The organism is Flavobacterium piscis (assembly GCF_001686925.1).
In the GTDB taxonomy this organism is placed as follows: Bacteria; Bacteroidota; Bacteroidia; order Flavobacteriales; family Flavobacteriaceae; genus Flavobacterium; species Flavobacterium piscis.
This window is the reverse complement of sequence record NZ_LVEN01000042.1, coordinates 241,789-268,009: the sequence shown is the minus strand read 5'-3', so window position 1 is coordinate 268,009 and position 26,221 is coordinate 241,789. Positions and strand designations below refer to the sequence as shown.

Below are 26,221 nucleotides of genomic sequence, written 5' to 3'. Positions count from 1 at the left end.
TGGCTTTTAGAATAAGTGCTGTCATAAAAAAAACAAAAAACCTGTACTATTTTACACAGTACAGGTTTTTAATATTTTAGAAGAAAAATATTGCTATTCTTTCTCGATTTTTATCGGTGTTTCTTCTATCTGAATTGCTCCTGAAGCCAACAAAGGCTGATGAAAAGGATGTGACATCGAAGCTTGCTGGCGGATATAGGCCATTTTAATCGCAGCAATTGCAGCTTCGGTTCCTTTGTTTCCGTGAATTCCTCCACTTCTGTCAATTGATTGCTGCATATTGTTATCTGTTAAAACACAAAAAATAACCGGAATATCAGTTTGAACATTCAAATCTTTAATTCCCTGTGTTACGCCTTCGCATACAAAATCAAAATGCTTGGTTTGCCCCTGGATTACGCATCCAATTACAATTACCGCATCTACATTTTGTGTCTGCAACATTTTCTTCGCACCATAAATCAGCTCAAAACTTCCCGGAACATTCCAGCGAATAATTTGTTGAGCCGGAACTTCATTATCAATTAATGCTTCAAAAGCACCATTATAAAGCCCTTCTGTTATGGTTTCGTTCCACTCAGAAACAACAATCCCAAATCGAAAATCTTTCGCATTTGGGATCGTGTTTTTATCGTATTCGGATAAATTTTTATTTTCGGTAGCCATCTTTGATATTTAGATTTTTATTTCAGATTGCTAAAATACAAATCTAAAATCTAAAATCTAAACTCTGCAATAATATTATTGCGCTAATCCAATCAATACATCTACAGAAGCTGCTTCTGGAGTTGTATCGTAGTTTTCTTTAATATCTGTTAAATATTTCAAAGCGTCTTCTTTTTGACCTAAAGCCAAAGCCGTTTTTCCAGCTTTTAATAAGAAACGAGGTGTCGTAAAATCGTTTTTGTTAGATTCAGCTGCTTTTACATAGTAGTCCAAAGCTTCTTTTTGTTGGTTTTTTTGAGAATAAGCGTCTCCAATTCCACCAATTGCCAAAGCATTAACGATAGCTTCTTTAGATTTAAAGTTACCTAAATACTTAATAGCATCATCAAATTTACCTGTATTCAAATATGCCATACCAGCATAATAGTTCGCTAAATTTCCAGCATCAGTTCCAGAATATTCTTCAGCAATTTTCACGAATCCGAATTTACCTTCAGAACCATTCAAAGCCAATTTGTATAATGAATCACTAGCTACACCATTTGTCGCTTTATCAAAATTTTGCTGAGCAACAAACATTTCGCTTGCAGCTTCGTCTTGTTTAGGAGCTTCGATGAATTTTTGGTAAGCCAAATATCCAATAGTAGCCACAGCAATACCGGCAACTAAACCAATAATGATTTTTTGATTTTTAGCAACCCAATCCTCAGTTTTTGAAGCAGTTTCATCTAATTTAGAAAAAACGTCAGCTGTAGTACTGTTTTTTCCATCAAGAATTACTTGTTGTTCTTCATTCACAACCTCCTCTTTAACTTCCTTTTCCTTTGGTGCTTTATATCCTCTTTTATTGTAAGTAGCCATTTAAAATTAATTTAGTGAACGGCAAAAATAAAATTTTTATTGAAACTAACGTAAAAAAAAGCAAATTTATATCTATTTAAAAAAAATAATTCACTAAACAGCCAATTCTTACTCTTTAATCCCGAAATAATTCATCCCAAAATCCCCTAAAAGCCTAACTATTTGGATCTTTTTAGCCATTTGCATCTTACTATTTTCTACTTAATAAAAATTTCCAATACCATTAAAAGTAATTTTTAACCACAGATTTCACAGATTGTAACAGATTACGCATTTATTCAATTAAATTTGCAGAACAAAATCCTTTTTAATCTTTTATCACGATAGTTATGTGGAGCTGTAGAAAAAACCTAATCTGCAGGAAAAAGTAATAAACTGGAAACGCCAACTTTTATCATTACAGTTTCGAAAAAAATGTATTTAAACAAAATTTCTTTATTCAATTATAAAAATTTCTCCGAAGTCAGTTTTGATTTTGACCGCAAGATCAATTGTTTTGTAGGTAAAAACGGAATTGGAAAAACGAATGTGCTTGATGCCATTTATCATTTGGCTTACGGAAAAAGTTATTTTAATCCGTTGGCTGTGCAAAACATCAAACACGGAGAAGAGTTTTTTGTTATTGATGCCGAACTCGAAAAAAATGACAGAGCAGAACAAATTGTTTGCAGTTTAAAAAAAGGGCAAAAGAAAATTTTAAAACGAAACGGAAAAGCGTATGATAAATTCTCAGATCATATTGGGTTTATTCCGTTAGTAATTATTTCTCCCGCAGATCGTGATTTAATTATTGAAGGAAGCGAAACACGACGTAAATTTATGGACAGCGTAATCTCGCAATTAGACTCCACTTATCTGCATCAGCTTATTCAATACCAGAAAGTAATTGTTCAGCGAAATGCTTTACTGAAGTATTTTGCCCTGAATCATACTTTCGATAATGATACCTTATCTATATATAATGAACAACTGAATAGTTTTGGACAATCGATTTTTGAAAAAAGAAAAGATTTCCTCGAACAATTTATACCTATATTTAATGTACATCATCAGGCCATAACCGGATCTGAAGAAACGGTACAACTAGTTTACGAAAGTCATTTGTTTGAAAAAGACCTATTAACGCTTTTACAGGAAAACATCAACAGAGATCGCGCGTTGCATTACACAAGCGTAGGAATTCATAAAGACGATTTGTCTTTTGAGATTGACTCGCATCCTATAAAAAAATTCGGATCGCAAGGTCAGCAAAAATCATTTTTGATCGCTTTGAAATTAGCTCAGTTTGAATTTCTAAAAAAACAAAGCGGTGTAAAACCGTTATTGCTTTTTGATGATATTTTTGATAAGCTTGACGAAACCCGGGTTGGTAAAATTATCGAAATGGTCAACAGCGAGACTTTTGGTCAGCTCTTTATTTCAGATACACATCCGGAACGTACCGAAACTATTGTAAAATCGACACATCAGAGTTATAAGATATTTAATTTGTGATTTTTTTTGCCACGACCCGAGCGATAGCGAATAGGCGAAGCAATTTCACGAATTAACGCTAATTATTTTCTTATTTAAATTTTAAAATCAATCTAAAATAGATAAGTTTTGTGAAATTCATTTTTCAGAAAAACTAATTTGTACTAATTCGTGAAATTCGTGGCGAAAATATAAATTGAAAAATCATTACTTTAGCGATACCATTTTTAAAATTTAATCCCATGAAATTCCCCAAAATTTTATTGCTAATAGTTTCAGTTGTATTCATTTCCTGCAACGATAAAAAATCAAGCTCTTTTGAATCACTGCATCCAAAAGAATTTGCAGAAAAAATTAAAACAACCGATCATCCACAAATTTTAGACGTTCGAACTCCTGACGAATTCGAATCTGAACATATCGACAAAGCCAAAAACGTAAACTGGAACAGTGACGATTTTGAAGCAAAAGCAGCATCTTACGACAAATCAAAACCTGTCTTTGTCTATTGCTTAAGCGGAGGAAGAAGCAAAAAAGCAGCCGCAAAACTAAAAGAATTAGGTTTTAATACTGTCTACGAATTAGATGGCGGTTTCCTGAACTGGAACGAAGAAGGATTTGGAATTCCTGCAGCGGCAGAAGCCGGAATGTCTATGAATGATTTTAATGATTTATTAAATTCAGACAAAAAGGTTTTGGTCGATTTTTATGCTGTTTGGTGCGGACCTTGCAAGCAAATGGAACCGTTTCTTTTAACAATGCAAAAAGATATGGCAGATAAAGTAAAGATTATTAGAATTGATGTAGATAAGAACAAAACATTGGCAACTCAACTAAAAATTGACCAATTACCAACAATTGTATTATACGAAAACAAAGCCGTACAATGGAAAACAACCGGTTTTATCAGTGAAGAAGACTTAAAAAAACAACTGCAATAAAATAAAGAATATGCTAACGAAAGAATCATTGCAATTTTTAGACGATTTAAAAAAGAACAATAACAGAGATTGGTTTCAGGATAACAAAAAGAGATACGAAATTTTCAAAAAAGATTATCACCAGTTAGTAAGTGATTTTCTTGACGTAATGAAACCGCTTGATCCGTCATTAGAATTACTGGAAGTTAAAAACTGTACTTTTAGAATCAATCGCGACATTCGATTCTCTAAAGACAAATCGCCGTATAAAGTCCATTTAGGCGTTTGGATGTCTACCGGCGCTAAAGGTGCTAACCGTGCTGGATATTATGTACATATAGAAAAAGGCGCCAGTTTTATCGCCGGCGGATTTTATTCGCCAGAGGCGGAAGATTTAAAAAAAGTACGTAAAGAAATCGCTTTTTTTCATGATGATCTGGAAGCAATTATTACCGACAAAAACTTTAAGAAGGAGTTTGGAAGTTTGGATATAAATGAAACCAATTCGCTTAAAAACCCGCCACGAGGTTACGAAAAAGACCATCCTGCAATTGAGTTTTTAAAACTAAAAAGTTTCACAGCTACTCAAAAATATGATTTTGCTGAAGTCACTCAAAAAGACTTTGTTGCCAAAATGAGCAAAAAACTAATTGCTTTAAAACCTTTAAACGAATTCATCAATCGCGCCTTAGAGACGGATGAATTTTAAAAAATTAGATCTATTTTTGCCACAGATTTCACAGAGTAACACAGATTAGTAAAGAAATCTTTTAAATCCTTTAATCTGTGGCAAAAAAAATCATCGCATGAAAAAAAGAAAAATACTTTTTCTGGGAGAATCTTATCGTGCGGATGCGATTACGTGGATGAATGGTTTGAAAGAATTTGGCGATTTTGAAATTTGCACCTGGGAACTTCAAACACCCAACAATTCAAAACTCAACCGATTCAAGCGTATTTTAGAATATGTTTTTTCTCCTCTTTCTATTCGAAAAACAATCCGCCGAGAAAAACCGGATATGATTATTGCAGAAAGAACAACCAGCTATGGTTTTCTTGCAGCGATTTCAGGAATGCATCCTATCGCAATTGCACAACAAGGCCGAACAGATTTATGGCCGGAAGGCTCGCTTTTATTACCACTGAAAAAAATCATTCAGAGACACGCTTTCAAAAAAGCCGATTTAATTCATGCCTGGGGTCCGGTAATGACGATTTCGATGAAAGCAATTGGCGTTGATATGAATAAAGTTTTGATGATCCCAAAAGGAATTGATTTATCTCTTTTTTCTCCTTCAATCAATAATTCAAACAAAATTGAAGCAATTGTAACGCGATCTTTACAACCGGAATACCGACATGATTCGATTTTAAGAGCTTTTGCGATTTTACATCAAAAAGGAATCGATTTTTCGTTGACCATTGTTGGAGACGGAACACGCTTGCAATTCTTAAAAGACTTAGCAAGAGAACTTCAAATCGAAAACAAAGTAATTTTTACAGGAAGAATCCCAAACACTGAACTTCCTAAATTATTGCAACAATCAAATACCTATATCAGCATGCCAATTACAGAAGGAGTTTCGGCTTCTTTATTCGAGGCAATGGCTTGTAGCTGTTATCCTGTAGTTTCGGATATCCCAGGAAATCAAAGCTGGATCAAGCATCGCGAAAACGGACAGTTAATTGAAATTGATAATATCAAAATTTTGGCAGAAGAACTAATTTGGTCTTTTGAAAATGCTGAATCCCGAAATCAGGCCGTTATTCAAAACAGAAAATTTGTAGAGGCAAATGCGAATTATGATATTAATATGAAGATTATTGCGGATAAATATCATGAATTGCTGGATTCAAAAATTTAACCGCAAAGTCCGCAAGGTTTTTTTTTATCTGTTGAATATTCATAAACAAAGAAGTTCGCAAAGCTTGATTAATACAAAGCTTTGCGAACTTTGCCTTTTTACAATACCACGCATACATAAACTTTGCGGACTTCGCGTAAATCCTTGCGAACTTTGCGGTTAAAAAAAATTATAATCCTTACTTTTGAACTCAGATTATAAAAGCCTATTATTTATGGAAATCCAATCCAATTTTTCTTTAAAAAACCACAATACTTTTGGTATCGAAGCCAAAGCCAAACAATTTGTTGCTGTTCATTCAGTAGACGAATTAAAATCAATTTTAAAACAATACAAAAACGAGAAAAAATTTATTTTAGGCGGAGGAAGCAATATGCTTTTAACCAAAGATATTGAGGCGTTGGTCATTCATATAGATTTAAAGGGCAAGAAAATTATTAAAGAAGATAATGATTTTGTTTGGGTCGAAAGTCAGGCTGGAGAAACCTGGCATGATTTCGTACTCTATACTATTGATAACAATTTTGGAGGTTTAGAAAACATGTCTCTGATTCCAGGAAATGTCGGTACAACTCCTGTTCAGAATATTGGTGCTTACGGAACAGAAATAAAAGACACTTTTGTTTCTTGCGAAGCCATAAATATTGAAACTCAGGAAATAAAAACCTTCACCAATGCCGAATGTAATTTTGGTTACAGAGAAAGCATTTTTAAAAATGAAGTTAAAGATCAATATATTATCACTTCGGTAATTTATAAACTCACAAAACGCAATCACAAAATCAATACTTCGTACGGAGATATTACGGCTGAATTGGCTAAAAACAATGTGACAACTCCAACTTTAAAAGACGTGAGTAATGCTGTAATCGCCATCAGACAAAGCAAATTACCCGATCCTAAAGAATTAGGAAATAGCGGAAGTTTCTTTAAAAACCCGATTTTATTAAAATCTGATTTCGAAAAAATTCATCCAAAGTTTCCCGAAATGAAATATTATGAAGTTTCTGAAACTGAGGTAAAAGTTCCGGCAGGCTGGTTAATCGAACAAGCAGGTTTTAAAGGAAAACGTTTTGGTGATGCCGGAGTTCATAAAAATCAGGCTTTGGTTTTGGTAAATTATGGTAACGCAACAGGACAGGAAATTTTAGCCGTTTCGAGAGATGTTCAAAAAACTGTTTTCGAAAAGTTTGGGATTCATATTGAAGCGGAAGTTAATGTGATATAAAACACAAATTTCACTAATTCACAAATTAAAAATATTGTCAAACTGAGCGAAGTCGAAGTCCTCTATATCAACAAAGCATCTCGACTTCGCTCGATGTGACAAATCTAAAAAACTCATTTTCTTCAAATAAGATGACACAAAGTATTTCTATAAAAATAGTAAATCCAAACAACGAAAAAGTTTTGGCAATTACAAAAGAATTATCAGAAAATCTTTACCTTCGTTTTGGAAGTGATGGAAAAAATTCTTTTCAGGATTGGGAGAATGAAAATTCAAAATTTGTATTTGTCATAGCTGAAATTAATTCTGAAATTGTGGGTTGCGGCGCTATTAGGCCAATTGATCAAAATATCGGAGAAGTAAAACGAATGTATGCCAAATATCAGGGAAAGAAAATTGGACAAACGATTTTAGGTTTTTTAGAAAATGAAGCTGTCAATCTTGGTTATACCAATTTGGTTTTAGAAACACGAGTAAAAAATGAAAGTGCTGTTCATTTTTATCAAAAACAAGGATATAAAGTAATTTCGAATTACGGAAAATATATAGATCGACCGGAAGCCATTTGTCTGGAAAAATCTTTAAATCAAAATTCATAAAAATGTATACTCCTAAAATATACAAAGACGAAGATCCGGAATCGATCAGAACTTTTTTAAAAGAAAATAGTTTTGGCATTCTGATCAATCAAACTCAGGGAAAATTATGCGCTACGCATATTCCGATAGAACTTGAAGTTACAGCTGACGGAAAAGAAATTTTACAAGGACATATTTCAAAATTAAATCCGCAAGCAGAAGGTTTTGCCGAGAACGATCAGGTTTTGGCCGTATTTACAGGTCCGCACAGTTATATTTCTTCTTCCTGGTACGATCACGAAAATGTGCCTACCTGGAATTATATAGCCGTACATGTTTATGGCCGAATCAAAATTGTAGACGAAGCCACCACAATAGAGCAGCTTAAAAAATTGGTTGATAAATATGAAGCGGGTTCTGAGAATCCTGTTCGCGTTGAGGATTTATCAACAAAAACAATGCGTGAAGCGAGAGGAATATTTGGTTTTGAAATTGAAATTGATGAAATTCAGGCTACCAAAAAACTCTCTCAAAACCGAGACGACCTCAATTATAAAAACATTATTACAGAATTAGAAAAAACTGAAAACCCTCAGGCTATTGCTGTTGCAAAAGAAATGTCGAAATGCCGAAAGTAAATTGGCTTTAGCCATTGAAATCTAGGAATTCATAAGTACATTTGCACGCGCAAGATTCAGAAATTAAAAGACATTAAAATCAGATGCTTATAACTTTATTTTACTTCTTTATTGCTATTGTTGTTATTCAGGTTTTCTACTACTTAGGAATTTTTGGAAAGTTTGCTTTTGCTAAACCACAAGATATTACATCAAAAAAATTACCTGTTTCGGTAATTGTATGTGCTAAAAATGAAGAAGAAAACGTTAAAAAGTTTATTCCGCTATTGGCAGAACAAGATTACCCTGATTTCGAAATTGTTTTAATAGACGATGCGTCAAGCGATGAAACCTTAGAAGTTTTTGAGCAATTTGAACAACAATATCCTAATATTCGTTTAGTAAAAGTGCAAAATAATGAAGCTTTTTGGGGCAATAAAAAATATGCTTTAACCCTGGGAATCAAAGCTTCTAAAAAAGAATACTTATTATTTACAGATGCTGATTGTTATCCAACTTCAAAAAACTGGATTACAGCAATGACTTCTCAATTTACCATGAATAAAACGATTGTTTTAGGCTACGGAGGTTATGAGAAAGTTGAGCGTTCTTTATTGAATAAAATAATTCGTTTTGAAACGGTTTTAACAGCGGTACAATATTTTTCATGGGCAAAATTGGGACTCCCGTACATGGGGGTTGGTCGTAATTTAGCCTATAAAAGAGACGAGTTTTTTAATGTAAATGGCTTTATCGAACACATCCAGATTCGTTCTGGCGACGATGACTTGTTTATCAATCAGGCTGCAAACAAAAACAATACAACGATATCCTATACTCCGGAAAGTTTCACCTACTCTAAACCAAAAGAAACTTACAGAGAATGGTTTACTCAAAAAAGAAGACATATTTCTACTGCCGAATATTATAAATTTTTCGACAAAATGCAATTGGGCCTCTTTTTTATATCACAATTATTTTTCTTTATTTTAGTTATACTATTATTAGCTTTCCAATTTCAATGGATTGCAGTTTTAGCTATTTTGGCAACTCGTTACACTGTTGCATGGACTGTAATTGGATTTTCTGCCGGAAAATTAAAAGAAAATGACATTAAAGTTTGGTTTCCTATTGTAGAAATCATGCTTATATTCACACAAATTAATATCTTTATAACTAATATCTTTTCAAAACCTGTATATTGGAAATAAATTCTAAAATAGAAAAAGCAAAAAAGGGCGATCAAATCGCCTTTACTTTTTTATTAGATTATTTCTGGAATGAAGTGTATGGCTTTATGCTAACTCGTACTGAAAACGAAACTACTGCCGAAGATATTACTATCGAAACCTTCTCTAAAGCTTTTGATAAGATAGGTTCTTATAACCCTGAATTTCAATTCAACACGTGGTTAATTGCCATTGCAAAAAACGTATACATTGATTTATTGCGCAAAAAGAAAACCAATCTTTTTATAGAAATCACTGATAACGAAGACCAACAGGCTTACAATATTGCCGACCCTACTCCATCAGCCGAAGATGCTTTAATTAAGGAGCAAAATCTTTCCCGACTGCTACAATGCATCAAAGAACTGAAACCACATTATCAGGAAGTAATCCAGTTGCGTTATTTTCAGGAAATGACTTATCAGGAAATCGCACTTAAAATCGATGAACCTTTAAGCAACGTAAAAGTAAAATTACTTCGAGCTAAAAAATTATTGGCAGAAATTATCGAACGTAATAGATAATTTATTATCTTTAGGTAAAGAATAAAATATAATTCACTTTATTCTTAAAAAAGTAAATTATCCACACATTAAAACAACAACGCTTCCGTTGTTTGCCAAAACCCAAAACCTTATCGCTTATGATTTAAATGTTACTTAACCTTAAAATCCATAAATCATGTCTAAATCAAGTATCTACGAAACAAGCTGGACCAATCTTGTTTTCGAAAACAAAAACAAAGAGTACGGCGCGTATCAATTACGCCAGGAGAATTCAAAAACTACCATCTCAGCTCTATTTATGGGTTTGCTATTATTAGCCGCTTTGGGAAGTGTATCAATTTTAATCAACAAATTTAAAACTCCAGCTCCTGTAGAAGAAGGACCAGTTATTTATGACCCGCTAACGCCAGTAAATTTAACTCCAATCCCTGTTCAGCCAACGCCTCCGGCACCGCCAGTTCAACAACAGGCAGCAGCAACTTCGGCAACAGATTTGAGTCAATTATCACATCCAGTTCTAGTACCAACCGAACAGGCTGTAGACAAGATTGCTACAAACGATCAAAATCCTTCTGCAGTATCTAATACAGGAGACGGATCAGGAACTATCGCGAATCCAATACCTGGAAATCCCGGTGGAGACACAGAAGTTGTATCAGTAGCACCAATAACTAACGAACCTGTACTTCCTGCACTTTTAGACAAAATGCCGGAATTTCCAGGAGGAATGGCTAAGTTTTATACTTATGTAGGTAATAATTTCAACAGACCGGAATTGGATGCCGACAGAACTTTAAAAGTTTATGTTTCATTTGTAATCGAAAGAGACGGCTCTATTACTGATATCATGGTAAAAAATGATCCTGGTTACGGACTTGGAAAAGAGGCAATCAGAGTACTTAAATCATTAAAAACAAAATGGATTCCCGGAGTATTAAACGGGAAAGCAGTTCGAACTGCCTATAACCTTCCAATCACTATAAAAACGGAAGCTCAATAATAAAAACAGAAAAGCAGAACTTAGGTTCTGCTTTTTTTTATGCCTTAATTTAAAACATTATTTTATTGAACCATTAAGAGATAAAGAAAAATTAAGCCTTTTGTTAGATTATTAATTTTAAATTTAACCTCATAAAAATCTTAACTATTCTAATCTTAATGCCATTTACCTTTTCTCATCCCGCAATAATCCTTCCCTTAAAATATTTACCTAAAAATTGGATTTCATTAACCGGACTTATAATTGGCAGCTTAACTCCCGATTTTGAGTATTTTTATTCGAATGAAGGTTCAGAGTAATTACAGTCATACTTTTTATGGAATATTTTGGTTTGATTTGCCTTTAGCAATTTTGCTTTCTTTTATATTTCACAATATAATCCGCAATTCTTTATTCTTTAATTCTCCTAATATTACAAAATCAAGAGTATTGCTTTTCAGCAAGTTTAATTGGAACAATTATTTTAAAGAAAATTGGATTATAGTTTTAATCTCCACAATAATCGGAATAGCTTCTCATCTTTTTTGGGATGGTTTTACACATAATCATGGTTATTTCGTAGAACATATTTCTTCATTAAAGAATAGCTTTTCTTTTTTAGGAAATGAAATTCCAATTTGGAAAATAACACAGCATGCAAGCACTTTATTAGGAGCCATAATTATAGTTGCATCATTTTTTAAACTTCCTGAAAACATAATTCAGCCGATAGATATTAATCAAAAATACTGGGTTACGATTAGTATACTTACAGTGACAATTTCAATCTTAAGATTTTTAATTAATTTAAATCATATCTCTCCAGGAAATATTATTGTAACTGTAATTTCAGCTTTTTTAATTTCTTTAGTAATAAGTCCTGTCTTAATTAAATCTACCGGAAGTGAAAAATTTTAACAAAATCAATTACTTTTACATCACCTTTCAAAGGAAAATCAAATCTATCAAAATTAAAAACTAAAAAATGGGAATATTTTCAGCTATCCTTGGCAACGCCGGTTCTGTAAGTCAGGAAGATTTAATTAAAAAATACGGTCAGCTTTTGACTGATAACGAAGAAATCGAAATGGGTTTTAAACTTATCCGCGATACTTTTATCTTTACTAACAAAAGATTAATCTTAGTTGACGTACAAGGAATAACGGGCAGCAAAACAGAATACAAATCGATCGCCTACAAAAGCATCACTCGTTTTAGCGTAGAAACCGCAGGAACTTTTGATCTTGATGCCGAATTAAAAATTTGGGTTTCAAGCGAACTAAACCCAAGTATTGTAAAACAATTTAATAAATCTGTAAACGTGTATGACGTACAAAAAGTACTGGCTTTTCACGTTTTAGGTTAATATCAAAAATAAAAAACCCGATAAATTTCTAAGAAACTTATCGGGTTTTATTTTTCTAACAGAAATTATTATTTCTTTTTAGTGGTTGCTTTTTTTGTAGTTGTAGCTTTCTTAGTAGTTTTAGTTACTACTGGTGCAGTATTTACAATTTTTTGTTGCACATATGGTTTATACAGACCATCTTTTTCAGCTCTTTTCTTAGCATCTTCGGCTCTTTGTTTTGAGTCTGGGTGCGAACTCATCATCTGATCGATAAATGAAGCTTGTGATCCTTCACTCATTTTAGCCAAAATTCTAAAAGCTGATTCTTCAGCATTTACGTTATAACCATTTTTTTTCATAAAATTATACGAGAACAAATCTGCTTCGGCTTCTTGTTTACGACTAAATTTACTGTCGATTATCGCGCTTCCTATTTTACCCAGCTGACTATCTGTAACGCTTGCAATCGTGGCAGATTGTGAAGCCGCACCTTCTAACAAAGCTTCTTTTCTGTAAGCAGCTTTTATGGCATCTCTTGAATCATTATTGGCAACGTGACCAATTTCGTGACCAATTACTGCAAGAAGCTCATTATCATCCATAATATCCATTAATCCTGAATATACACGAACACTTCCGTCTGCCGTTGCAAAAGCATTTACTTCTTTTAATTTATAAACTTTATAATTTAAAGTGTATCCGTCACCAGCAGTATATTTTCCAAAAACTCTGTTCAGTCTTAAAGTGTAGGGATCTGTTGCACTCGCAACTTCATTTTCAGTATCCATTTTATCTACTGCAGCTTTAGAAAGCGCAGCTGCATCGGCATTACTAAACGTAAAACCACTAACACCTTTTTGAAGTGCCCCAACGGCTTTATCACCGAAATTAATCTGTGCATTCATTTTAGTAAAACCAAAAGCGGCAAACAAAACGCCTAATACAATAAATTTCTTTTTCATGTTTTATATTATTACAATTTAACAACAAATGTATTACAATGTTTAGGTTTTTTTATTTCAATTAAATACAATTTATAACAAATAAAGATATAAATATTAAACGAGTAAAAATCAAGCTTGTGCTATAATTATTCTTCTTATTCAAATAAACAAACAAAAAATAGCCAATTTCACCAACAGCATAATTTAAAAACAATAATTTAACACTAGAGCAAAATTATCGCTAAAATGGTTTTTCAAACTATAATGAGATCAATACCAAATTAAATGGTAAACAAATCATCAAATAAACTACATTGCTTATCTTTGCACTTTGAATTTTGATATATGGAAACAGTCATTGAAAATATACCAACTGGAAAACCGAAGTGGTTAAAAGTAAAACTTCCAATTGGACAAAAATATACTGAACTTCGCGGTTTGGTAGATAAATACAGCTTAAACACGATTTGTACCTCAGGAAGTTGCCCAAATATGGGTGAATGCTGGGGCGAAGGAACAGCTACATTTATGATTTTAGGAAATGTTTGTACACGTTCTTGTGGTTTTTGCGGTGTAAAAACCGGTAGACCTGAAACGGTAGATTGGGATGAACCTGAAAAAGTGGCTCGTTCTATAAAAATCATGAACATTAAGCACGCTGTAATTACAAGTGTTGACAGAGATGATTTGAAAGATGGTGGTTCGATTATCTGGATCGAAACCGTAAAGGCAATTCGCAGAATGAACCCTAACACCACTCTGGAAACCTTAATTCCTGATTTTCAAGGAATAGAAAGAAACTTAGACCGAATCGTAGAAGCAAATCCTGAAGTAGTATCCCACAATGTTGAAACCGTTCGACGTTTGACTCGTGAAGTACGTATTCAGGCAAAATATGATCGTAGTTTAGAGGTTTTACGTTACCTGAAAGAAAAAGGAATCAACAGAACAAAATCCGGAATTATGTTAGGTCTTGGTGAAACTGAAGAAGAAGTTTTCCAGACGATGACCGATTTACGCAATGCAAATGTGGATATTGTTACTATTGGTCAGTACCTACAGCCTAGTAAAAAACATTTACCAGTAAAAGAATTTATTACCCCGGATCAATTTGCACGATACGAAAAATTTGGTCTTGAATTAGGTTTCCGTCATGTAGAAAGCGGTCCTCTTGTTCGCTCTTCATACAAAGCACAAAAACACATTTTATAAAAAGTTTTTATTCAATCGTTTATTTCTTTAATCGCACCAACGGTTAAACAAATAAACGATTGAACAATTTAAACAAATAAATAAAGCACTTGAAAACAAGAATTGCTATTAATGGTTTCGGAAGAATTGGTAGAAATTTATTCCGTTTACTTCTAAACCATCCTGATATTGAAGTCGTTGCTATCAACGATATTGCTGACAACAAAACCATGGCGCATTTGATAAAATACGACAGTATTCATGGGGTTTTGCCTTTTATTGTTAGTCATGACGAAAAAGGAATAATTGTTAATGAAAAACATTATTTGTTTTTTCATGAAAAAAGCATTTCAAATTTAGACTGGAAAAGCCATAATATTGACTTTGTAATTGAGTCTACGGGAAAATATAAAACTCACGAAGAATTAAACGCACATATCGAAGCCGGCGCAAAAAAAGTAATCCTTTCTGCTCCATCAGAAGTTGATAGTATCAAAACGGTAGTATTAGGTGTTAACGAAAATATTCTGGACGGAAGCGAAAACATTATTTCGAACGCAAGTTGCACCACAAATAATGCTGCTCCGATGATCAAAATCATCGATGAATTGTGCGGAATCGAGCAAGCATACATCACAACAATACATTCTTACACTACAGACCAAAGCCTTCACGACCAGCCACATAAGGATTTACGCCGTGCGAGAGGCGCAAGTCAGTCAATTGTTCCAACAACTACAGGTGCAGCTAAGGCATTAACAAAAATTTTTCCTAAATTGCATGAAAAAATCGGAGGTTGCGGAATTCGCGTTCCCGTTCCCGACGGTTCATTGACCGATATTACATTTAATGTAAAACGCGCTGTTACTATTGAAGAAATAAATAAAGCATTTCAAGAAGCCTCAAAAACAAATTTAAAAGGAATATTAGATTACACAGAAGATCCTATTGTTTCTGTTGATGTCATTGGCAATACACATTCGTGTTTGTTCGATGCACAATTAACCTCTGTTATTGACAAGATGGTAAAAGTTGTGGGTTGGTATGATAACGAAATTGGCTATTCATCAAGATTAATTGATTTGATTTTGCGTACAAGAAAAACATAAGATTCATTGTAAAAGCATTGCATTACATGAAATACCACTTTTTTATTCTTTTTTGTTTTTTTAATTCATTTTTGTATTCTCAATCCAAAAAGAATACAGATAGTGTTTTCTATTACAACAAGTTAGTCAATAAAAATCTGGGCAATAAAAAATATAGGGAAGCGGTTTATTATACCCAAAAATCTATCAATTTTTGCGAATCAAATCACAAACACGAAGGTTTAGCCAATCAAACTTTTAAGCTTGGCAAAATTTACTACAAACAACATAAATATGATGAAGCCCTAAAAAGTTTTCATAGAAGTGTTGCTTCCTTTGACAGTGTAAAACCAACGTGTACCAAAGTGCTGGCACTGCATTATATTGGTGTAGCAAATACTGCAAAAGGTGATTATGAAATAGCTGCCATTTATTACAAAAAAGCAGAATTGCTTTTGAATCAGTTAAAAATGGTTGACCACGCCGAAGTTTTGAACTTTCAAAAAGCGATGGCATTAAAAACAAATAAGAATTTACCTCTTGCAGCAAAATCTTTTCACGAAATAATAGAAAAACCTGATAATCCTTCTATTCTAAAAACTAAGTCTGATGCCTATTATCAACTAGGGTTAATCGAAACACAACTTAAACGAAATGATTCTGCTATAATTTATCTGGAAAATGCTTTAGACTATAATACAAAAAGCAATAATCTGGCTCAAAAATCAAAAATTATTTTAGCGATAAGCCAATATTACAAACAGCATAAAAATTTTGACCTCGCCTACTCTTATCTGGATGAACATTATCAGTTAGAAAATTATATTCTTAAATTAAAAAATGCAAAAATTGATCTTAATGAGTTCGAAAAATTCAAAAAAAATCAATCTTTAAACAATACCATTAAACGTGAAAGCGAAGAAAAAATTCAGCTAAAAACATATCGTTACTCTAAATTGGTCAGCATTTTGGCCATTGCCCTTATTTCGATTTTATCCCTTTTAAGCCTGGCATTATACAAAAACAATATTATTCGAAATCAAAACAATTTACTTTTAAGAGAGAAAAACAAAGAACTTGTTTTAGCCAAAAATAAAGCTGAAAAAGCATCAAAAGCAAGATCCGAATTTCTATCAACTGTAAGTCATGAGCTCCGGACGCCATTAAATGCGATTAACGGAATTACGCATTTACTACTAGAAGATAATCCTAAAAAAACACAATTAAAATATCTTGAATCTTTAAAATTTTCAGGAAATTATCTCACCACATTCATCAATGAAATTCTCGAAATTAATAAAATCGATTCCACAAAAGTCGAAATAGAAAACATTACTTTCAACTTAAAAGAATTGCTATTCAATATTCAAAGCTCCTTAAAAGAATTAGCCACTGCCAATAAAAACTATTTCAACCTTGAAATAGACGAATCAATTCCGGATAATTTAATTGGAGATCCTACTAAAATTTCTCAAATCATTTTAAATTTAATCAATAATGCACTGAAATTTACACAAAACGGAAATGTAAATGTAATTGCAAAGTTGTACACGAAAGAAGAAGATGGCGCTACAGTTTATTTTGAAATTGTAGACACAGGAATTGGTATTCCCGAAGACAAACTGCAAACCGTTTTTGAAAGTTTCTCTCAAGGTTCAATAGAAGTCAATCGCAAATATGGCGGAACTGGCTTAGGACTAACAATCGTTAAAAAACTGATTGAACTTTTAGGAGGCGAAATAAAACTAAAAAGTGAAGTGGGTAAAGGTTCTACTTTTACCTTTAAATTGAAATTCAAGATTAACAATGAACCTTTGGAAGTGGTAGAAGAAGCAAAACCCTATAACGACAAACAATTAAAACACAAATCGATTTTATTGATTGAAGACAACAAAATCAATCAGATGATTACGCGAAAAATGCTGGAAAACAAAGCCATTACCTGCGAAATAATAGATAATGGTGAAGATGCTGTTGAGCTTTTAAAAGTAAAACGATTCGATATGATTTTAATGGATGTTCATTTACCCGGAATCAACGGCACAACGGCTACAAAACTAATCAGGGAATTTGACAAAACCACTCCTATTATTGCATTAACAGCCATTTCGCTTGATGAAAACAGAGACATGCTTTTGTCATACGGAATGAATGATGTGATCACCAAACCTTTTGTACCAGATGAGTTTTACAGTACAATTGCGAAGTTTTTCGATTAATTTTTAAAGGCACTAAGGTTCTAAGTTCCTAAGATCCCGAGTTTAATTTAACGTACTTCAGAATTGACGCGTCAAAATTTTGGTGGTTATTGATAAATGTACTTTTTATTGGTAAATAATACAATTGAGAAGCTAGTTTAGAATCTTTTAAACGTACATAATCTTTTTCTGTTGTAACAATCTTTTTATTCTGAGCCTTACTCTGAATTGTTTCTAAGTCTGAATCTGAAAAATTATGATGGTCCGGAAAAGTTATACATTCGTCATTTTCATTTTTTAAATAATCAAAAAATGGCGTTGGTTTTGCAATTCCTGCAATAAGTAATTTTGGTTCTGATTTAATTTCATTTACAGCTATTTTTTTATTTTCACCGTAAATAGAATCATCATAATCGATAAAAGTAAAATAGACTTGCTGCGAACAAGTCAATTTCAATTTCAAACGAATTTCTGCTTGTTCTGTATCTGATAAATCTTTAGGGCATTTCGTGACAATTATAATGTTTGCCCTATTGGCTCCGCTTCTGCTCTCGCGAAGATTTCCGGTTGGCAGCATAAAATCATCTGCATACAAATCACCGTATGAACTCAATAAAATATAGAAACCCGCTTTTACTTTTCGGTGCTGGTAAGCATCATCTAATAAAACAACCTGAGGCTTTTCATTCTGCGAAAGCAATTGTATTATCCCGTTTGTTCTGTTGGCATCAACCGCGACCTGAACATTGGGGAATTTTTGATAAAACTGAAATGGTTCATCGCCCAGAATTTCAGCATTTGAAGTCATATCGGCCAAAACAAAACCTTCAGATTTACGTTTGTAACCCCGGCTTAAAGTGGCAATTTTATATTTATCAGATAATAACCTGATTAAATATTCTATTTGAGGTGTTTTCCCAGTTCCGCCAACGCTTAAGTTTCCAACAGCTATTACAGGAATATTAAATGAAGTCGATTTAAGAATTCCTTTATCAAAAAGAAAATTTCTTATCGAAGTAATGAATCCATATAAAACGGCAAACGGGAAAAGTAGTATTCGAAGTAATTTCATAAAGTTATTTATCGGAATAATGTCCCATCGCAGAAACTATAATAACGGTCACAATTTCTTCTTCTACACGATAAATCATTCGGTCTTTTTGATTAATTCTTCTAGACCAATACCCATTAAAATTATATTTCAATTCCTCTGGTTGTCCTTCTCCAAAAAAAGGGGTTTCAGTTAATTCTAAAAGTATTTTTTCGATCTTTTTTATGGTAGCTTTATTTCCTGACTTATAGTGATTTTTCAAATCTTTACGAGCAATATCATCAAATTCTACAAAATACTTCCCCATATATCATCTGGATTTAACCTAGTTGTTTTTCCTTGTCTAATATTCTCTTCTGCTCTTTTAACTTTTTCAATAAATTCAGAACTATAAATACTTGGCTCTTCATTAACCTGTCCATAAACTGGCTCAACGATCTCAATACCTTCTACACCTTTAAAAAAAGCTTCAAACATCGCCATAAATGCTTTTCCTGTCTTCGTTTGCTCGTTAATTTTTATTGTAGTCATGACTTATGATTTAGAATTACAAATATACGAAAATCAAATATTAGTATAAATACTATATACTAATAGTATCAATTATTATACTAAAAAAATTGCTTTGAGAATATACAACTTAAAAAAGTATATTTTTATTCGTTAATTTGTTTTCACATTTCGAATTTTCATGCACTACAATAACCTGAAACTTGAAACAAAACAAACCTGAAACAAAAAATAATGAAAATCAAAGAAATATTAGCAGTTCTCGAAGAAATGGCACCTTTGGCTTACGCCGAAGATTTTGACAATGTTGGCCTTTTAGTTGGCGATGCTGAAACTGACAGTACGGGAGTTTTAGTTTGTCATGATGCTTTAGAAAATGTAATTGATGAAGCTATTGCAAAAAGCTGCAATCTGGTAGTTTGCTTTCACCCGATTTTATTCTCCGGAATTAAAAAAATTACGGGTAAAAATTATGTCGAGCGCGCAATCCTGAAAGCCATCAAAAATGATATTGCTATTTATGCGGTTCACACAGCTTTAGATAATCATTCGGCGGGAGTTAATAAAATATTTTGCGATGCTTTAGGCTTAACAAATACCAGAGTTTTAATTCCGAAACAAGGTTTTATCAAAAAACTAGTTACTTATACGACTCCTGATAACTCTGATAAGGTTCGAAACGCTATGTTTGAAGCTGGGGCCGGAACGATTGGTAATTATGACAATTGCAGTTTTAATACTGAAGGTTTTTTTACTTTTCAGGGAAATGAAAACAGCAATCCTGTAGTTGGAGAACAAGGGAAATTGCATACAGGACGCGAAATAAAAATTGAAGTTGTTTTCGAAAAACATTTACAATCTAAAGTCCTGAAAGCACTTTTTGCCAATCATATCTACGAAGAAGTAGCTTACGAAGTGTATGATTTACAAAACGCCCATCAAAATATTGGTTTAGGAATGATTGGTGAATTTGAAACCGAAATGGATGAAAAAGATTTTCTGCTTTTCGTAAAAGATAAAATGATTGCCGACGGAATTCGCCATTCGGTCTTTACAGGAAAAAAAATCAAGAAAGTTGCCGTTCTGGGAGGCTCAGGAAGTTTCGCCATAAAAAATGCAATTCAGGCTGGAGCCGATGCTTTTTTGACGGCAGATTTAAAATACCATCAGTTTTATGAAGCAGAAAATCGACTACTTTTAGCCGATATTGGTCATTTTGAGAGTGAACGCTATACAAAAAACTATATTGTTGATTATCTTCGAAAAAAAATCCTTAATTTTGCCATCATTTTATCAGAAGAAAATACAAATCCAGTTAAGTACTTATAGAATATGGCGAATACGAAAGAATTAAGTGTTGAGGACAAGTTAAGAGCAATATACGATTTACAGCTTATTGACTCTAGAATTGACGAAATCAGAAACGTGAGAGGAGAACTTCCATTAGAAGTGGAAGATCTAGAAGATGAAGTTGCAGGTTTAAGCACGCGTTCAGAGAAACTGAAAAGTGAACTTGAGGTTATTGAAGATCTTATCAAAGCAAAGAAAAATGCTATTGATGAGCACAAAGAGGTTATCAAAAAATACACAAAACAACAAGAATCAGTTCGTAATAACAGAGAATTTAATTCTTTGACTAAAGAGGTTGAATTTCAGGAATTAGAAATTCAATTGGCTGAAAAGCAAATCAAAGAAATGAAAGCTTCTATCGAACATAAGAAAGAAGTTACTTCTAACTTAAAAGAAAAACTTGACGCTAAAAGTTCTCACTTAAAACATAAAAAATCTGAATTAGATGCTATTATGGCTGAAACTCAAAAAGAAGAAATCTTCTTATCTGAGAAATCAGCTGAGTTCTCTGCTCAGATCGAAGAAAGATTATTAGCTGCTTATACTAGAATCAGAACTAGTGTTCGTAACGGATTAGCTGTTGTATCTATCGAAAGAGGAGCATCTGCAGGATCATTCTTTACAATTCCGCCTCAAACTCAGGTAGAAATCGCTTCTAGAAAGAAAATCATTACTGATGAGCACTCTGGAAGAATTTTAGTTGACAGCGCATTAGCTGAAGAAGAAAAAGAAAAAATGGAACAATTGTTCTCTAAATTCTAAATATTTAAAATCCCGATTTAATCGGGATTTTTTTTTTGCCTTTATTTTGCTAAATGTTGTGGAGAATTTTACCGCAAAGAACGCAAAGATTTTCTCTAAGAATGCTTTTGAAAGCACAAAGTTCGCAAAGCTAAATCAATATAAAGCTTTGCGAACTTTGTGCTTTATAAAAGCTAAGAGTAAAAAAAACGTAGCGTTTTCTGCGATAATTTTTTTTACTCTTTCTACAGGTTTTAGAATTGATAAATTAAAAGATTAATAAAGGATTTTAAATCTGTGCTAATCTTTTAATCTGTGGCAAAACATTTTTAAGCAACTTTAAAATCATATTTTTATCTTTATAAAAAAATTAAGTTTTGGGAATTAAAAAAGGAATTCGGTTCATTACATTAAAATCGGTTGGGTCGTATATTAATTTTTTAAGTTATGTTCGTCCGCAAAAAGCTGTCGAACTGTCTTATGCCCTCTTTAGTCAGCCCAGAATTGGAAGACTGCAAAAAGAAGATTTACCCAAAATATTAAAAAATACAGAAACTGAAACGTTTCATCATAACGAACATCATTTTCAAACTTACATCTGGAAAGGTAACGAAACCAAAATTCTTCTCGTTCATGGTTGGGAAAGTAATGCTGCACGCTGGAAACAAACCTTACCACATCTTCAAAAATCCGGAAGTACCATTATTGCTATTGACGCTCCGGCTCACGGACAAAGCAGCGGCAAAGAATTTAATATTCCGCTTTATGCTGAATTTATCAATAAAGCTGTAGAAAAGTATCAACCAACTATCATTATTGGTCATTCAATTGGAGGTGCAGCTTGTGTTTACCATCAATATTTATTTCCCAATACAAGTATTAATAAAATGGTAATTCTTGGAGCGCCATCAGATTTAAAAACTTTGATCGACAATTATATTGCCATGTTGAGTTTGAATACCAAAATGTTTTCGCTTCTCGAGGGTAAATTCATAAATCGATTCAACTTTAAAATCGGAGATTTCTCTGCGCAAAAGTTCGCATCACAATTTAATGTTTCCGGCTTTATTGCGCACGATACTTCAGATAAGATTGTTGCTTTTGAAGAAGGGAAAAAAATTGCGAGTAATTGGAAGAATAGTCAGTTTATAGAAACTAAAGGTTTAGGTCACGGAATGCATGATGATGAATTGTATGAGAAAGTAATTGAGTTTTTGTTTTCTGTAGAAAAGGTTTAATGCCACTAAGGCGCTAAGGCACAAAGTTTTTTTATTTCACCATTATACTTTGTCATCCTGAGGCACGAAGGATCGCACGAGTAATTCTGTTCCTATAATCTCCAATCTATGTCGAGCTTCTTGTGTGATTTCTCCGTTCGGTCGAGATGACAAGAATGTGATTACTTTGTATTAAAAAATTTTCCCGCAGATTTACCAGATATTGCTGATTTTTTTATTCAATTAAATCTGCTCAATCTGCCAAATCTGCGAGAGTTAGCCTGCTCATTTTTTGTCATCCCGAGGCACGAGGGATGACAAAATTGTTTTTAAACAATAATTTTAAAAGACTTCAACATTTCTTTTTCTCCTTTTGCTGTTATTATAATAACTCTTGAATCTTTTGTTCTTCTTATCCAGTCCTGTTCCAGCATTTTATTCAATAACAATGTTCCTACTGAACCTGCAATATGATATCTTCTTTCGCTCCAGTCGAGGCAAGGTTTTAAGAATATTCGTTTTTGTTTCTTGGCGTCTCCAATATTAACTCCAAAATCTGAGAACCATTTTTCTCCTTCAGAAGTAACTTCGAAAGTATTATTCTTTTCAATAATTATTTTTTGTTCTAATAAACTATCGGCTAAAGCCACACCAATTTTACCTGCTAAATGATCGTAACACGTTCTGCAATATTTTATAGCAGGATAATTTTCTGTCTTCTTTTTTGCAGAAGTCTCCGGTTTCGGAATCAGATTCGCCATTGCTTCAACGGCGTAGGCAACTTCTTTATTCGAAAATCTGTAATATTTATGACGGCCTTGTTTTTCGACAGAAATCAAATCGGCATCAAGAAGTTTTCCTAAATGCATACTGATGTTTTGAGCTGATGTTTCGACCGCAATGGCTAATTCAGTTGCAGTAAATGCTCTTCCGTCAAGTAAATTCCACAAAATTGACGCACGCGTAGCATCACCAATTAAAGTTGCCGTTTTTATAAACTGATCTTCCATTTTATTTCATAGTTAAATACAGACTGAACTATTCCCCTGTAAAGTTAAATAACTTTGTTAAAAATAAAATACAATGACCTCAAGTTTATTCCTTCAATCAGACATCCAGAATCCTTATTCAGTTTACAAATTAATGATGTACAAAAATCCTGTTTACTGGGATAAAACCAACAAAATCTGGGCAATTTATTCTTATGCACATTGTGTCGAAATTCTAAAAAACAATAAAGTCGAAATTCCGATTGTAAATCCAGATAATGAACAAAAACTGAATGAATTTGCTTTGAAAATTCTAGACAATCTAACACGATTATCAAATGGAATTCAACACGAAGTCGCAAAAGAAATTGCAACGCTATTATTTTCAAATATAAAATCAGTTAACATCAGCAAAATTACTTCGTCATTGATCGAAAATGATTTAGCTAACAATAAAATCGACTGGGTTAATTCTATCAGCAAAAAAATGCCGATCCTTGTTCTTTTAAAAAGTTTTGGTTTTGAAGAAAATGACTGTGATTTTATTTCAGAAGTAATAGACTCTTTTCTCAAAATTATGCTTCCGCAGAAAACTGAAGAGCAAGTAAAATTTATAAATGAAATTTCAGCAAAACTTTATTTTACTGTTGAAAAACATCTTTCTTCACTACCCTTTTATGATTCTTTACTAATGAATATTTCGAATCAATATAATCTTTCAAAAGAAGAAATTAGTACAATTACAGTCAGTAATTTTATCGGTTTATGTATCCAGAGTTTCGATGCCGGGCGCGGAATTTTGAGTAATTCTTTATTACAAATTATTCAAAACAAAACATTTTCAAACAGAATTGAAATAGAAAAATCAGTTATTGAAACCTTGCGCTTTGATCCTCCGATTCATAATACAAGACGAATCGCCATTGAAGATTTTTTCATCGGCGAAAGCCAAATTAAAAAAGGCGATTCAATATTAATTGTTTTGGCTTCTGCCAATCGAGATTCTCAAAAGTTTGAAAACCCTGTGAATTTTGATATTGAAAGAATGAATAACAATGAAAATCTAACTTTTGGAATTGGCGGTCATATGTGTCTGGCAAAATATTTTTCCATTCATTTGGCAACAGAAGCGCTTTGGCATTTATTTCAGAATTACAAATTTGTTTCATTGTTAGAAAATCAAATTCAGTACGAATCCCTTATAAACGCCAGATTACCAAAAAGAATCTGTATTCAATTCAACAATTAAAATATAAAATATGATAGCAGTAATTTTTGAAGTAATTCCTAATGAAGGAAAAAAAGAAGGATATCTTGATATAGCTGCAAGTCTTCGCCCAGAATTAGATACTATTGAAGGATTTATATCAATAGAACGATTTCAGAGTTTTAGCAATCCTGATAAAGTTTTATCATTGTCTTTCTGGAAAGATGAAGAAAGTATTCAGCAATGGAGAAATCTCGAAATGCATCGTCATGCTCAGGCAAAAGGACGAAATGAAGTTTTTAAAGACTATCATTTAAGAATCGCCCATGTAGTTCGAGATTATGGAATGTTTGATCGCAAGGAAACGCCTAGCGATAGTTCGCAGTTTCATTCTTAAAAAAGGTTCTAAGATTCTAAGACGCTGAGGCACTAAGGTTTTTCTTTTGATAGTCTTCTTTAGTTTTGTCATTGCAAGAAACGAGGAGTGACAAGATTGAAGAAAATCTAAAATCTGAAATTCTAAGAAGTCTAACAATCTAAAGATCTAAAATCCAAGAAGTCTAAATTTTGCTTACTTTTGCAGTATGGAAGAGAATTTAAAACGTCTGAATAAATTTATTGGTGAAACTGGATATTGTTCCCGCCGTGAAGCCGATAAGCTTATTGAAGAAGGACGCGTAACAATAAATGGTGTTGTAGCTGAAATGGGAACCAAAGTTTCGCAAAATGACGAAGTGCGTATTGACGGAAAATTGATTGTGGAGAAACACGAAAAATTGGTATACCTGGCTTTCAATAAACCGGTTGGAATAGAATGTACAACGAATCTTGAAGTTCGAAATAATATTGTAGATTATATTAATTATCCAAAACGTATTTTTCCAATTGGAAGATTGGATAAAGCCAGTGAAGGATTAATTTTCATGACGAATGACGGCGATATCGTAAACAAGATTTTACGCGCCAGAAACAATCACGAAAAAGAATATACGGTAACAGTAAACAAACCTATTACAGAACGTTTTATACAACGCATGGGAAATGGTATTCCGATTCTGGATACTGTGACCAAAAAATGTAAAGTAGAACAAATTAGTCAATTTACATTTAAAATCATATTAACGCAGGGTTTAAACCGCCAAATTCGTAGAATGACTGAATATCTGGGATATGATGTTACGGCGCTTAAACGTATCAGAATCATCAATATTTCGCTTGATGTTCCGGTTGGGCGCTATCGTGATTTGACCGATGACGAAATCAAAGAATTAAATCATTTAATAGAACCCTCAAGCAAAACCGAAGAAGCAAGTTTTCCAAAAGTCGAAACTCCAAGTCCAAGACGAAGAACGGATTTTTTATCTAAAGATGATGTTCCTAAACGACGAACAGATTTTATATCAAAGGATGATCCCAGATTTAAGAAAAAAGGAGATTACTAATTGATCTTATAAAAAGACCCTTT

At 33.0% G+C, this 26,221-nt stretch carries 29 protein-coding genes; 22 read left to right on the top strand and 7 right to left on the bottom strand.

Annotation, left to right across the window (positions count from 1 at the left end; translation table 11 throughout):
- Positions 1-93 precede the first annotated feature (93 nt).
- Together ribH and FLP_RS18590 are read right to left on the bottom strand one after the other, a co-directional pair.
- On the bottom strand, positions 94-666 hold the full coding sequence (ribH, locus tag FLP_RS18595; protein WP_065450990.1) for a 6,7-dimethyl-8-ribityllumazine synthase: 573 nt from the start codon (positions 664-666) through the stop codon (positions 94-96).
- A gap of 75 nt (positions 667-741) precedes the next feature.
- The gene (locus FLP_RS18590) at positions 742-1,527 is read right to left on the bottom strand and encodes a tetratricopeptide repeat protein (protein ID WP_065450989.1); all 786 of its coding nucleotides are present in this window, start codon (positions 1,525-1,527) and stop codon (positions 742-744) included.
- Positions 1,528-1,941: 414 nt separating this feature from the next.
- Here FLP_RS18590 and recF point away from each other — a divergent pair, with 414 nt between their 5' ends.
- From recF to FLP_RS18530, 13 genes are all read left to right on the top strand, one after another.
- The gene (gene recF / locus FLP_RS18585; protein ID WP_065450988.1) at positions 1,942-3,021 is read left to right on the top strand and encodes a DNA replication/repair protein RecF; all 1,080 of its coding nucleotides are present in this window, start codon (positions 1,942-1,944) and stop codon (positions 3,019-3,021) included.
- A 221-nt stretch (positions 3,022-3,242) separates the two neighbouring features.
- Complete coding sequence (locus FLP_RS18580; RefSeq protein WP_065450987.1) at positions 3,243-3,941, top strand: thioredoxin domain-containing protein; 699 nt, start codon at positions 3,243-3,245, stop codon at positions 3,939-3,941.
- A gap of 10 nt (positions 3,942-3,951) precedes the next feature.
- The gene (locus tag FLP_RS18575; RefSeq protein WP_065450986.1) at positions 3,952-4,629 is read left to right on the top strand and encodes a DUF2461 domain-containing protein; all 678 of its coding nucleotides are present in this window, start codon (positions 3,952-3,954) and stop codon (positions 4,627-4,629) included.
- 97 nt (positions 4,630-4,726) lie between these two features.
- On the top strand, positions 4,727-5,785 hold the full coding sequence (locus FLP_RS18570; RefSeq protein ID WP_065450985.1) for a glycosyltransferase: 1,059 nt from the start codon (positions 4,727-4,729) through the stop codon (positions 5,783-5,785).
- 214 nt (positions 5,786-5,999) lie between these two features.
- Entirely contained in the window at positions 6,000-7,013 is a 1,014-nt protein-coding gene (murB, locus tag FLP_RS18565) for a UDP-N-acetylmuramate dehydrogenase (RefSeq protein ID WP_065450984.1), read from the top strand.
- A 131-nt stretch (positions 7,014-7,144) separates the two neighbouring features.
- A complete protein-coding gene (locus FLP_RS18560) occupies positions 7,145-7,612 on the top strand; it encodes a GNAT family N-acetyltransferase (RefSeq protein WP_065450983.1) in 468 nt (155 codons plus the stop codon).
- A 2-nt stretch (positions 7,613-7,614) separates the two neighbouring features.
- A complete protein-coding gene (locus tag FLP_RS18555) occupies positions 7,615-8,229 on the top strand; it encodes an FMN-binding negative transcriptional regulator (RefSeq protein WP_065450982.1) in 615 nt (204 codons plus the stop codon).
- Positions 8,230-8,312: 83 nt separating this feature from the next.
- A complete protein-coding gene (locus tag FLP_RS18550; protein ID WP_065450981.1) occupies positions 8,313-9,419 on the top strand; it encodes a glycosyltransferase in 1,107 nt (368 codons plus the stop codon).
- A complete protein-coding gene (locus FLP_RS18545; protein ID WP_065450980.1) occupies positions 9,410-9,961 on the top strand; it encodes an RNA polymerase sigma factor in 552 nt (183 codons plus the stop codon). The genes FLP_RS18550 and FLP_RS18545 overlap by 10 nt, the downstream gene beginning before the upstream one ends.
- 157 nt (positions 9,962-10,118) lie before the next feature.
- A complete protein-coding gene (locus FLP_RS18540; protein WP_065450979.1) occupies positions 10,119-10,943 on the top strand; it encodes an energy transducer TonB in 825 nt (274 codons plus the stop codon).
- A 158-nt stretch (positions 10,944-11,101) separates the two neighbouring features.
- Positions 11,102-11,242: a DUF4184 family protein gene (locus tag FLP_RS25930; protein WP_262496247.1), complete on the top strand. Its 141-nt coding sequence runs from the start codon at positions 11,102-11,104 to the stop codon at positions 11,240-11,242.
- Positions 11,208-11,840, top strand: coding sequence for a DUF4184 family protein (locus FLP_RS18535; protein WP_244894299.1), 633 nt, complete (start codon positions 11,208-11,210; stop codon positions 11,838-11,840). The genes FLP_RS25930 and FLP_RS18535 overlap by 35 nt, the downstream gene beginning before the upstream one ends.
- A 67-nt stretch (positions 11,841-11,907) precedes the next feature.
- On the top strand, positions 11,908-12,288 hold the full coding sequence (locus FLP_RS18530; RefSeq protein WP_065450978.1) for a PH domain-containing protein: 381 nt from the start codon (positions 11,908-11,910) through the stop codon (positions 12,286-12,288).
- Between the two features lie 68 nt (positions 12,289-12,356).
- On the opposite strand, the gene FLP_RS18525 is transcribed toward FLP_RS18530, so the two are convergent.
- The gene (locus FLP_RS18525; protein ID WP_065450977.1) at positions 12,357-13,232 is read right to left on the bottom strand and encodes a M48 family metalloprotease; all 876 of its coding nucleotides are present in this window, start codon (positions 13,230-13,232) and stop codon (positions 12,357-12,359) included.
- Positions 13,233-13,559: 327 nt separating this feature from the next.
- Here FLP_RS18525 and lipA point away from each other — a divergent pair, with 327 nt between their 5' ends.
- The 3 genes from lipA (at position 13,560) to FLP_RS18510 (ending at position 17,712) form a co-directional block, all read left to right on the top strand.
- Complete coding sequence (lipA, locus tag FLP_RS18520; RefSeq protein ID WP_065450976.1) at positions 13,560-14,426, top strand: lipoyl synthase; 867 nt, start codon at positions 13,560-13,562, stop codon at positions 14,424-14,426.
- An 89-nt stretch (positions 14,427-14,515) separates the two neighbouring features.
- Entirely contained in the window at positions 14,516-15,514 is a 999-nt protein-coding gene (gap, locus tag FLP_RS18515; protein WP_065450975.1) for a type I glyceraldehyde-3-phosphate dehydrogenase, read from the top strand.
- A 26-nt stretch (positions 15,515-15,540) separates the two neighbouring features.
- Positions 15,541-17,712 (top strand): tetratricopeptide repeat-containing hybrid sensor histidine kinase/response regulator, encoded by a 2,172-nt coding sequence (locus FLP_RS18510; protein ID WP_065450974.1) that lies wholly within the window; start codon positions 15,541-15,543, stop codon positions 17,710-17,712.
- Between the two features lie 28 nt (positions 17,713-17,740).
- On the opposite strand, the gene lpxK is transcribed toward FLP_RS18510, so the two are convergent.
- Genes lpxK through FLP_RS18495 form a run of 3 tightly spaced genes read right to left on the bottom strand, consistent with a single transcriptional unit; the run spans position 17,741 to position 19,273 of the window.
- Complete coding sequence (lpxK, locus tag FLP_RS18505; protein WP_065450973.1) at positions 17,741-18,763, bottom strand: tetraacyldisaccharide 4'-kinase; 1,023 nt, start codon at positions 18,761-18,763, stop codon at positions 17,741-17,743.
- Between the two features lie 4 nt (positions 18,764-18,767).
- Entirely contained in the window at positions 18,768-19,049 is a 282-nt protein-coding gene (locus FLP_RS18500; RefSeq protein WP_065450972.1) for a Txe/YoeB family addiction module toxin, read from the bottom strand.
- Positions 19,031-19,273, bottom strand: a complete 243-nt coding sequence (locus FLP_RS18495) for a DUF2683 family protein (RefSeq protein ID WP_065450971.1) — start codon at positions 19,271-19,273, stop codon at positions 19,031-19,033. The genes FLP_RS18500 and FLP_RS18495 overlap by 19 nt, the downstream gene beginning before the upstream one ends.
- A gap of 213 nt (positions 19,274-19,486) precedes the next feature.
- Between FLP_RS18495 and FLP_RS18490 the strand changes: the two genes are divergently transcribed.
- From FLP_RS18490 to FLP_RS18475, 3 genes are all read left to right on the top strand, one after another.
- Positions 19,487-20,581, top strand: a complete 1,095-nt coding sequence (locus FLP_RS18490) for a Nif3-like dinuclear metal center hexameric protein (protein WP_065450970.1) — start codon at positions 19,487-19,489, stop codon at positions 20,579-20,581.
- Between the two features lie 3 nt (positions 20,582-20,584).
- Positions 20,585-21,364 (top strand): zinc ribbon domain-containing protein, encoded by a 780-nt coding sequence (locus FLP_RS18485; protein WP_065450969.1) that lies wholly within the window; start codon positions 20,585-20,587, stop codon positions 21,362-21,364.
- 356 nt (positions 21,365-21,720) lie between these two features.
- Entirely contained in the window at positions 21,721-22,581 is an 861-nt protein-coding gene (locus FLP_RS18475) for an alpha/beta fold hydrolase (protein WP_065450967.1), read from the top strand.
- 308 nt (positions 22,582-22,889) lie between these two features.
- Here FLP_RS18475 and FLP_RS18470 read toward each other — a convergent pair whose 3' ends face one another.
- Positions 22,890-23,570, bottom strand: a complete 681-nt coding sequence (locus FLP_RS18470; protein WP_065450966.1) for an ArsR/SmtB family transcription factor — start codon at positions 23,568-23,570, stop codon at positions 22,890-22,892.
- A 73-nt stretch (positions 23,571-23,643) separates the two neighbouring features.
- Here FLP_RS18470 and FLP_RS18465 point away from each other — a divergent pair, with 73 nt between their 5' ends.
- The 3 genes from FLP_RS18465 to rluF all read left to right on the top strand — a co-directional run bounded on the left by FLP_RS18465 (position 23,644) and on the right by rluF (position 26,198).
- Positions 23,644-24,798, top strand: a complete 1,155-nt coding sequence (locus FLP_RS18465; RefSeq protein ID WP_065450965.1) for a cytochrome P450 — start codon at positions 23,644-23,646, stop codon at positions 24,796-24,798.
- A gap of 10 nt (positions 24,799-24,808) precedes the next feature.
- On the top strand, positions 24,809-25,153 hold the full coding sequence (locus FLP_RS18460; protein ID WP_065450964.1) for an antibiotic biosynthesis monooxygenase family protein: 345 nt from the start codon (positions 24,809-24,811) through the stop codon (positions 25,151-25,153).
- 187 nt (positions 25,154-25,340) lie between these two features.
- On the top strand, positions 25,341-26,198 hold the full coding sequence (rluF, locus tag FLP_RS18455; RefSeq protein ID WP_065450963.1) for a 23S rRNA pseudouridine(2604) synthase RluF: 858 nt from the start codon (positions 25,341-25,343) through the stop codon (positions 26,196-26,198).
- The last annotated feature ends 23 nt before the right edge of the window (positions 26,199-26,221 follow it).

Bases quoted from the DNA above. Each gene is read 5' to 3' on its own strand.
- ribH (WP_065450990.1), bottom strand. From the start codon at position 666: ATGGCTACCGAAAATAAAAATTTATCCGAATACGATAAAAACACGATC.
- FLP_RS18590 (WP_065450989.1), bottom strand. From the start codon at position 1,527: ATGGCTACTTACAATAAAAGAGGATATAAAGCACCAAAGGAAAAGGAA.
- recF (WP_065450988.1), top strand. From the start codon at position 1,942: ATGTATTTAAACAAAATTTCTTTATTCAATTATAAAAATTTCTCCGAA.
- FLP_RS18580 (WP_065450987.1), top strand. From the start codon at position 3,243: ATGAAATTCCCCAAAATTTTATTGCTAATAGTTTCAGTTGTATTCATT.
- FLP_RS18575 (WP_065450986.1), top strand. From the start codon at position 3,952: ATGCTAACGAAAGAATCATTGCAATTTTTAGACGATTTAAAAAAGAAC.
- FLP_RS18570 (WP_065450985.1), top strand. From the start codon at position 4,727: ATGAAAAAAAGAAAAATACTTTTTCTGGGAGAATCTTATCGTGCGGAT.
- murB (WP_065450984.1), top strand. From the start codon at position 6,000: ATGGAAATCCAATCCAATTTTTCTTTAAAAAACCACAATACTTTTGGT.
- FLP_RS18560 (WP_065450983.1), top strand. From the start codon at position 7,145: ATGACACAAAGTATTTCTATAAAAATAGTAAATCCAAACAACGAAAAA.
- FLP_RS18555 (WP_065450982.1), top strand. From the start codon at position 7,615: ATGTATACTCCTAAAATATACAAAGACGAAGATCCGGAATCGATCAGA.
- FLP_RS18550 (WP_065450981.1), top strand. From the start codon at position 8,313: ATGCTTATAACTTTATTTTACTTCTTTATTGCTATTGTTGTTATTCAG.
- FLP_RS18540 (WP_065450979.1), top strand. From the start codon at position 10,119: ATGTCTAAATCAAGTATCTACGAAACAAGCTGGACCAATCTTGTTTTC.
- FLP_RS25930 (WP_262496247.1), top strand. From the start codon at position 11,102: ATGCCATTTACCTTTTCTCATCCCGCAATAATCCTTCCCTTAAAATAT.
- FLP_RS18530 (WP_065450978.1), top strand. From the start codon at position 11,908: ATGGGAATATTTTCAGCTATCCTTGGCAACGCCGGTTCTGTAAGTCAG.
- FLP_RS18525 (WP_065450977.1), bottom strand. From the start codon at position 13,232: ATGAAAAAGAAATTTATTGTATTAGGCGTTTTGTTTGCCGCTTTTGGT.
- lipA (WP_065450976.1), top strand. From the start codon at position 13,560: ATGGAAACAGTCATTGAAAATATACCAACTGGAAAACCGAAGTGGTTA.
- FLP_RS18510 (WP_065450974.1), top strand. From the start codon at position 15,541: ATGAAATACCACTTTTTTATTCTTTTTTGTTTTTTTAATTCATTTTTG.
- lpxK (WP_065450973.1), bottom strand. From the start codon at position 18,763: ATGAAATTACTTCGAATACTACTTTTCCCGTTTGCCGTTTTATATGGA.
- FLP_RS18500 (WP_065450972.1), bottom strand. From the start codon at position 19,049: ATGGGGAAGTATTTTGTAGAATTTGATGATATTGCTCGTAAAGATTTG.
- FLP_RS18495 (WP_065450971.1), bottom strand. From the start codon at position 19,273: ATGACTACAATAAAAATTAACGAGCAAACGAAGACAGGAAAAGCATTT.
- FLP_RS18490 (WP_065450970.1), top strand. From the start codon at position 19,487: ATGAAAATCAAAGAAATATTAGCAGTTCTCGAAGAAATGGCACCTTTG.
- FLP_RS18485 (WP_065450969.1), top strand. From the start codon at position 20,585: ATGGCGAATACGAAAGAATTAAGTGTTGAGGACAAGTTAAGAGCAATA.
- FLP_RS18470 (WP_065450966.1), bottom strand. From the start codon at position 23,570: ATGGAAGATCAGTTTATAAAAACGGCAACTTTAATTGGTGATGCTACG.
- FLP_RS18465 (WP_065450965.1), top strand. From the start codon at position 23,644: ATGACCTCAAGTTTATTCCTTCAATCAGACATCCAGAATCCTTATTCA.
- FLP_RS18460 (WP_065450964.1), top strand. From the start codon at position 24,809: ATGATAGCAGTAATTTTTGAAGTAATTCCTAATGAAGGAAAAAAAGAA.
- rluF (WP_065450963.1), top strand. From the start codon at position 25,341: ATGGAAGAGAATTTAAAACGTCTGAATAAATTTATTGGTGAAACTGGA.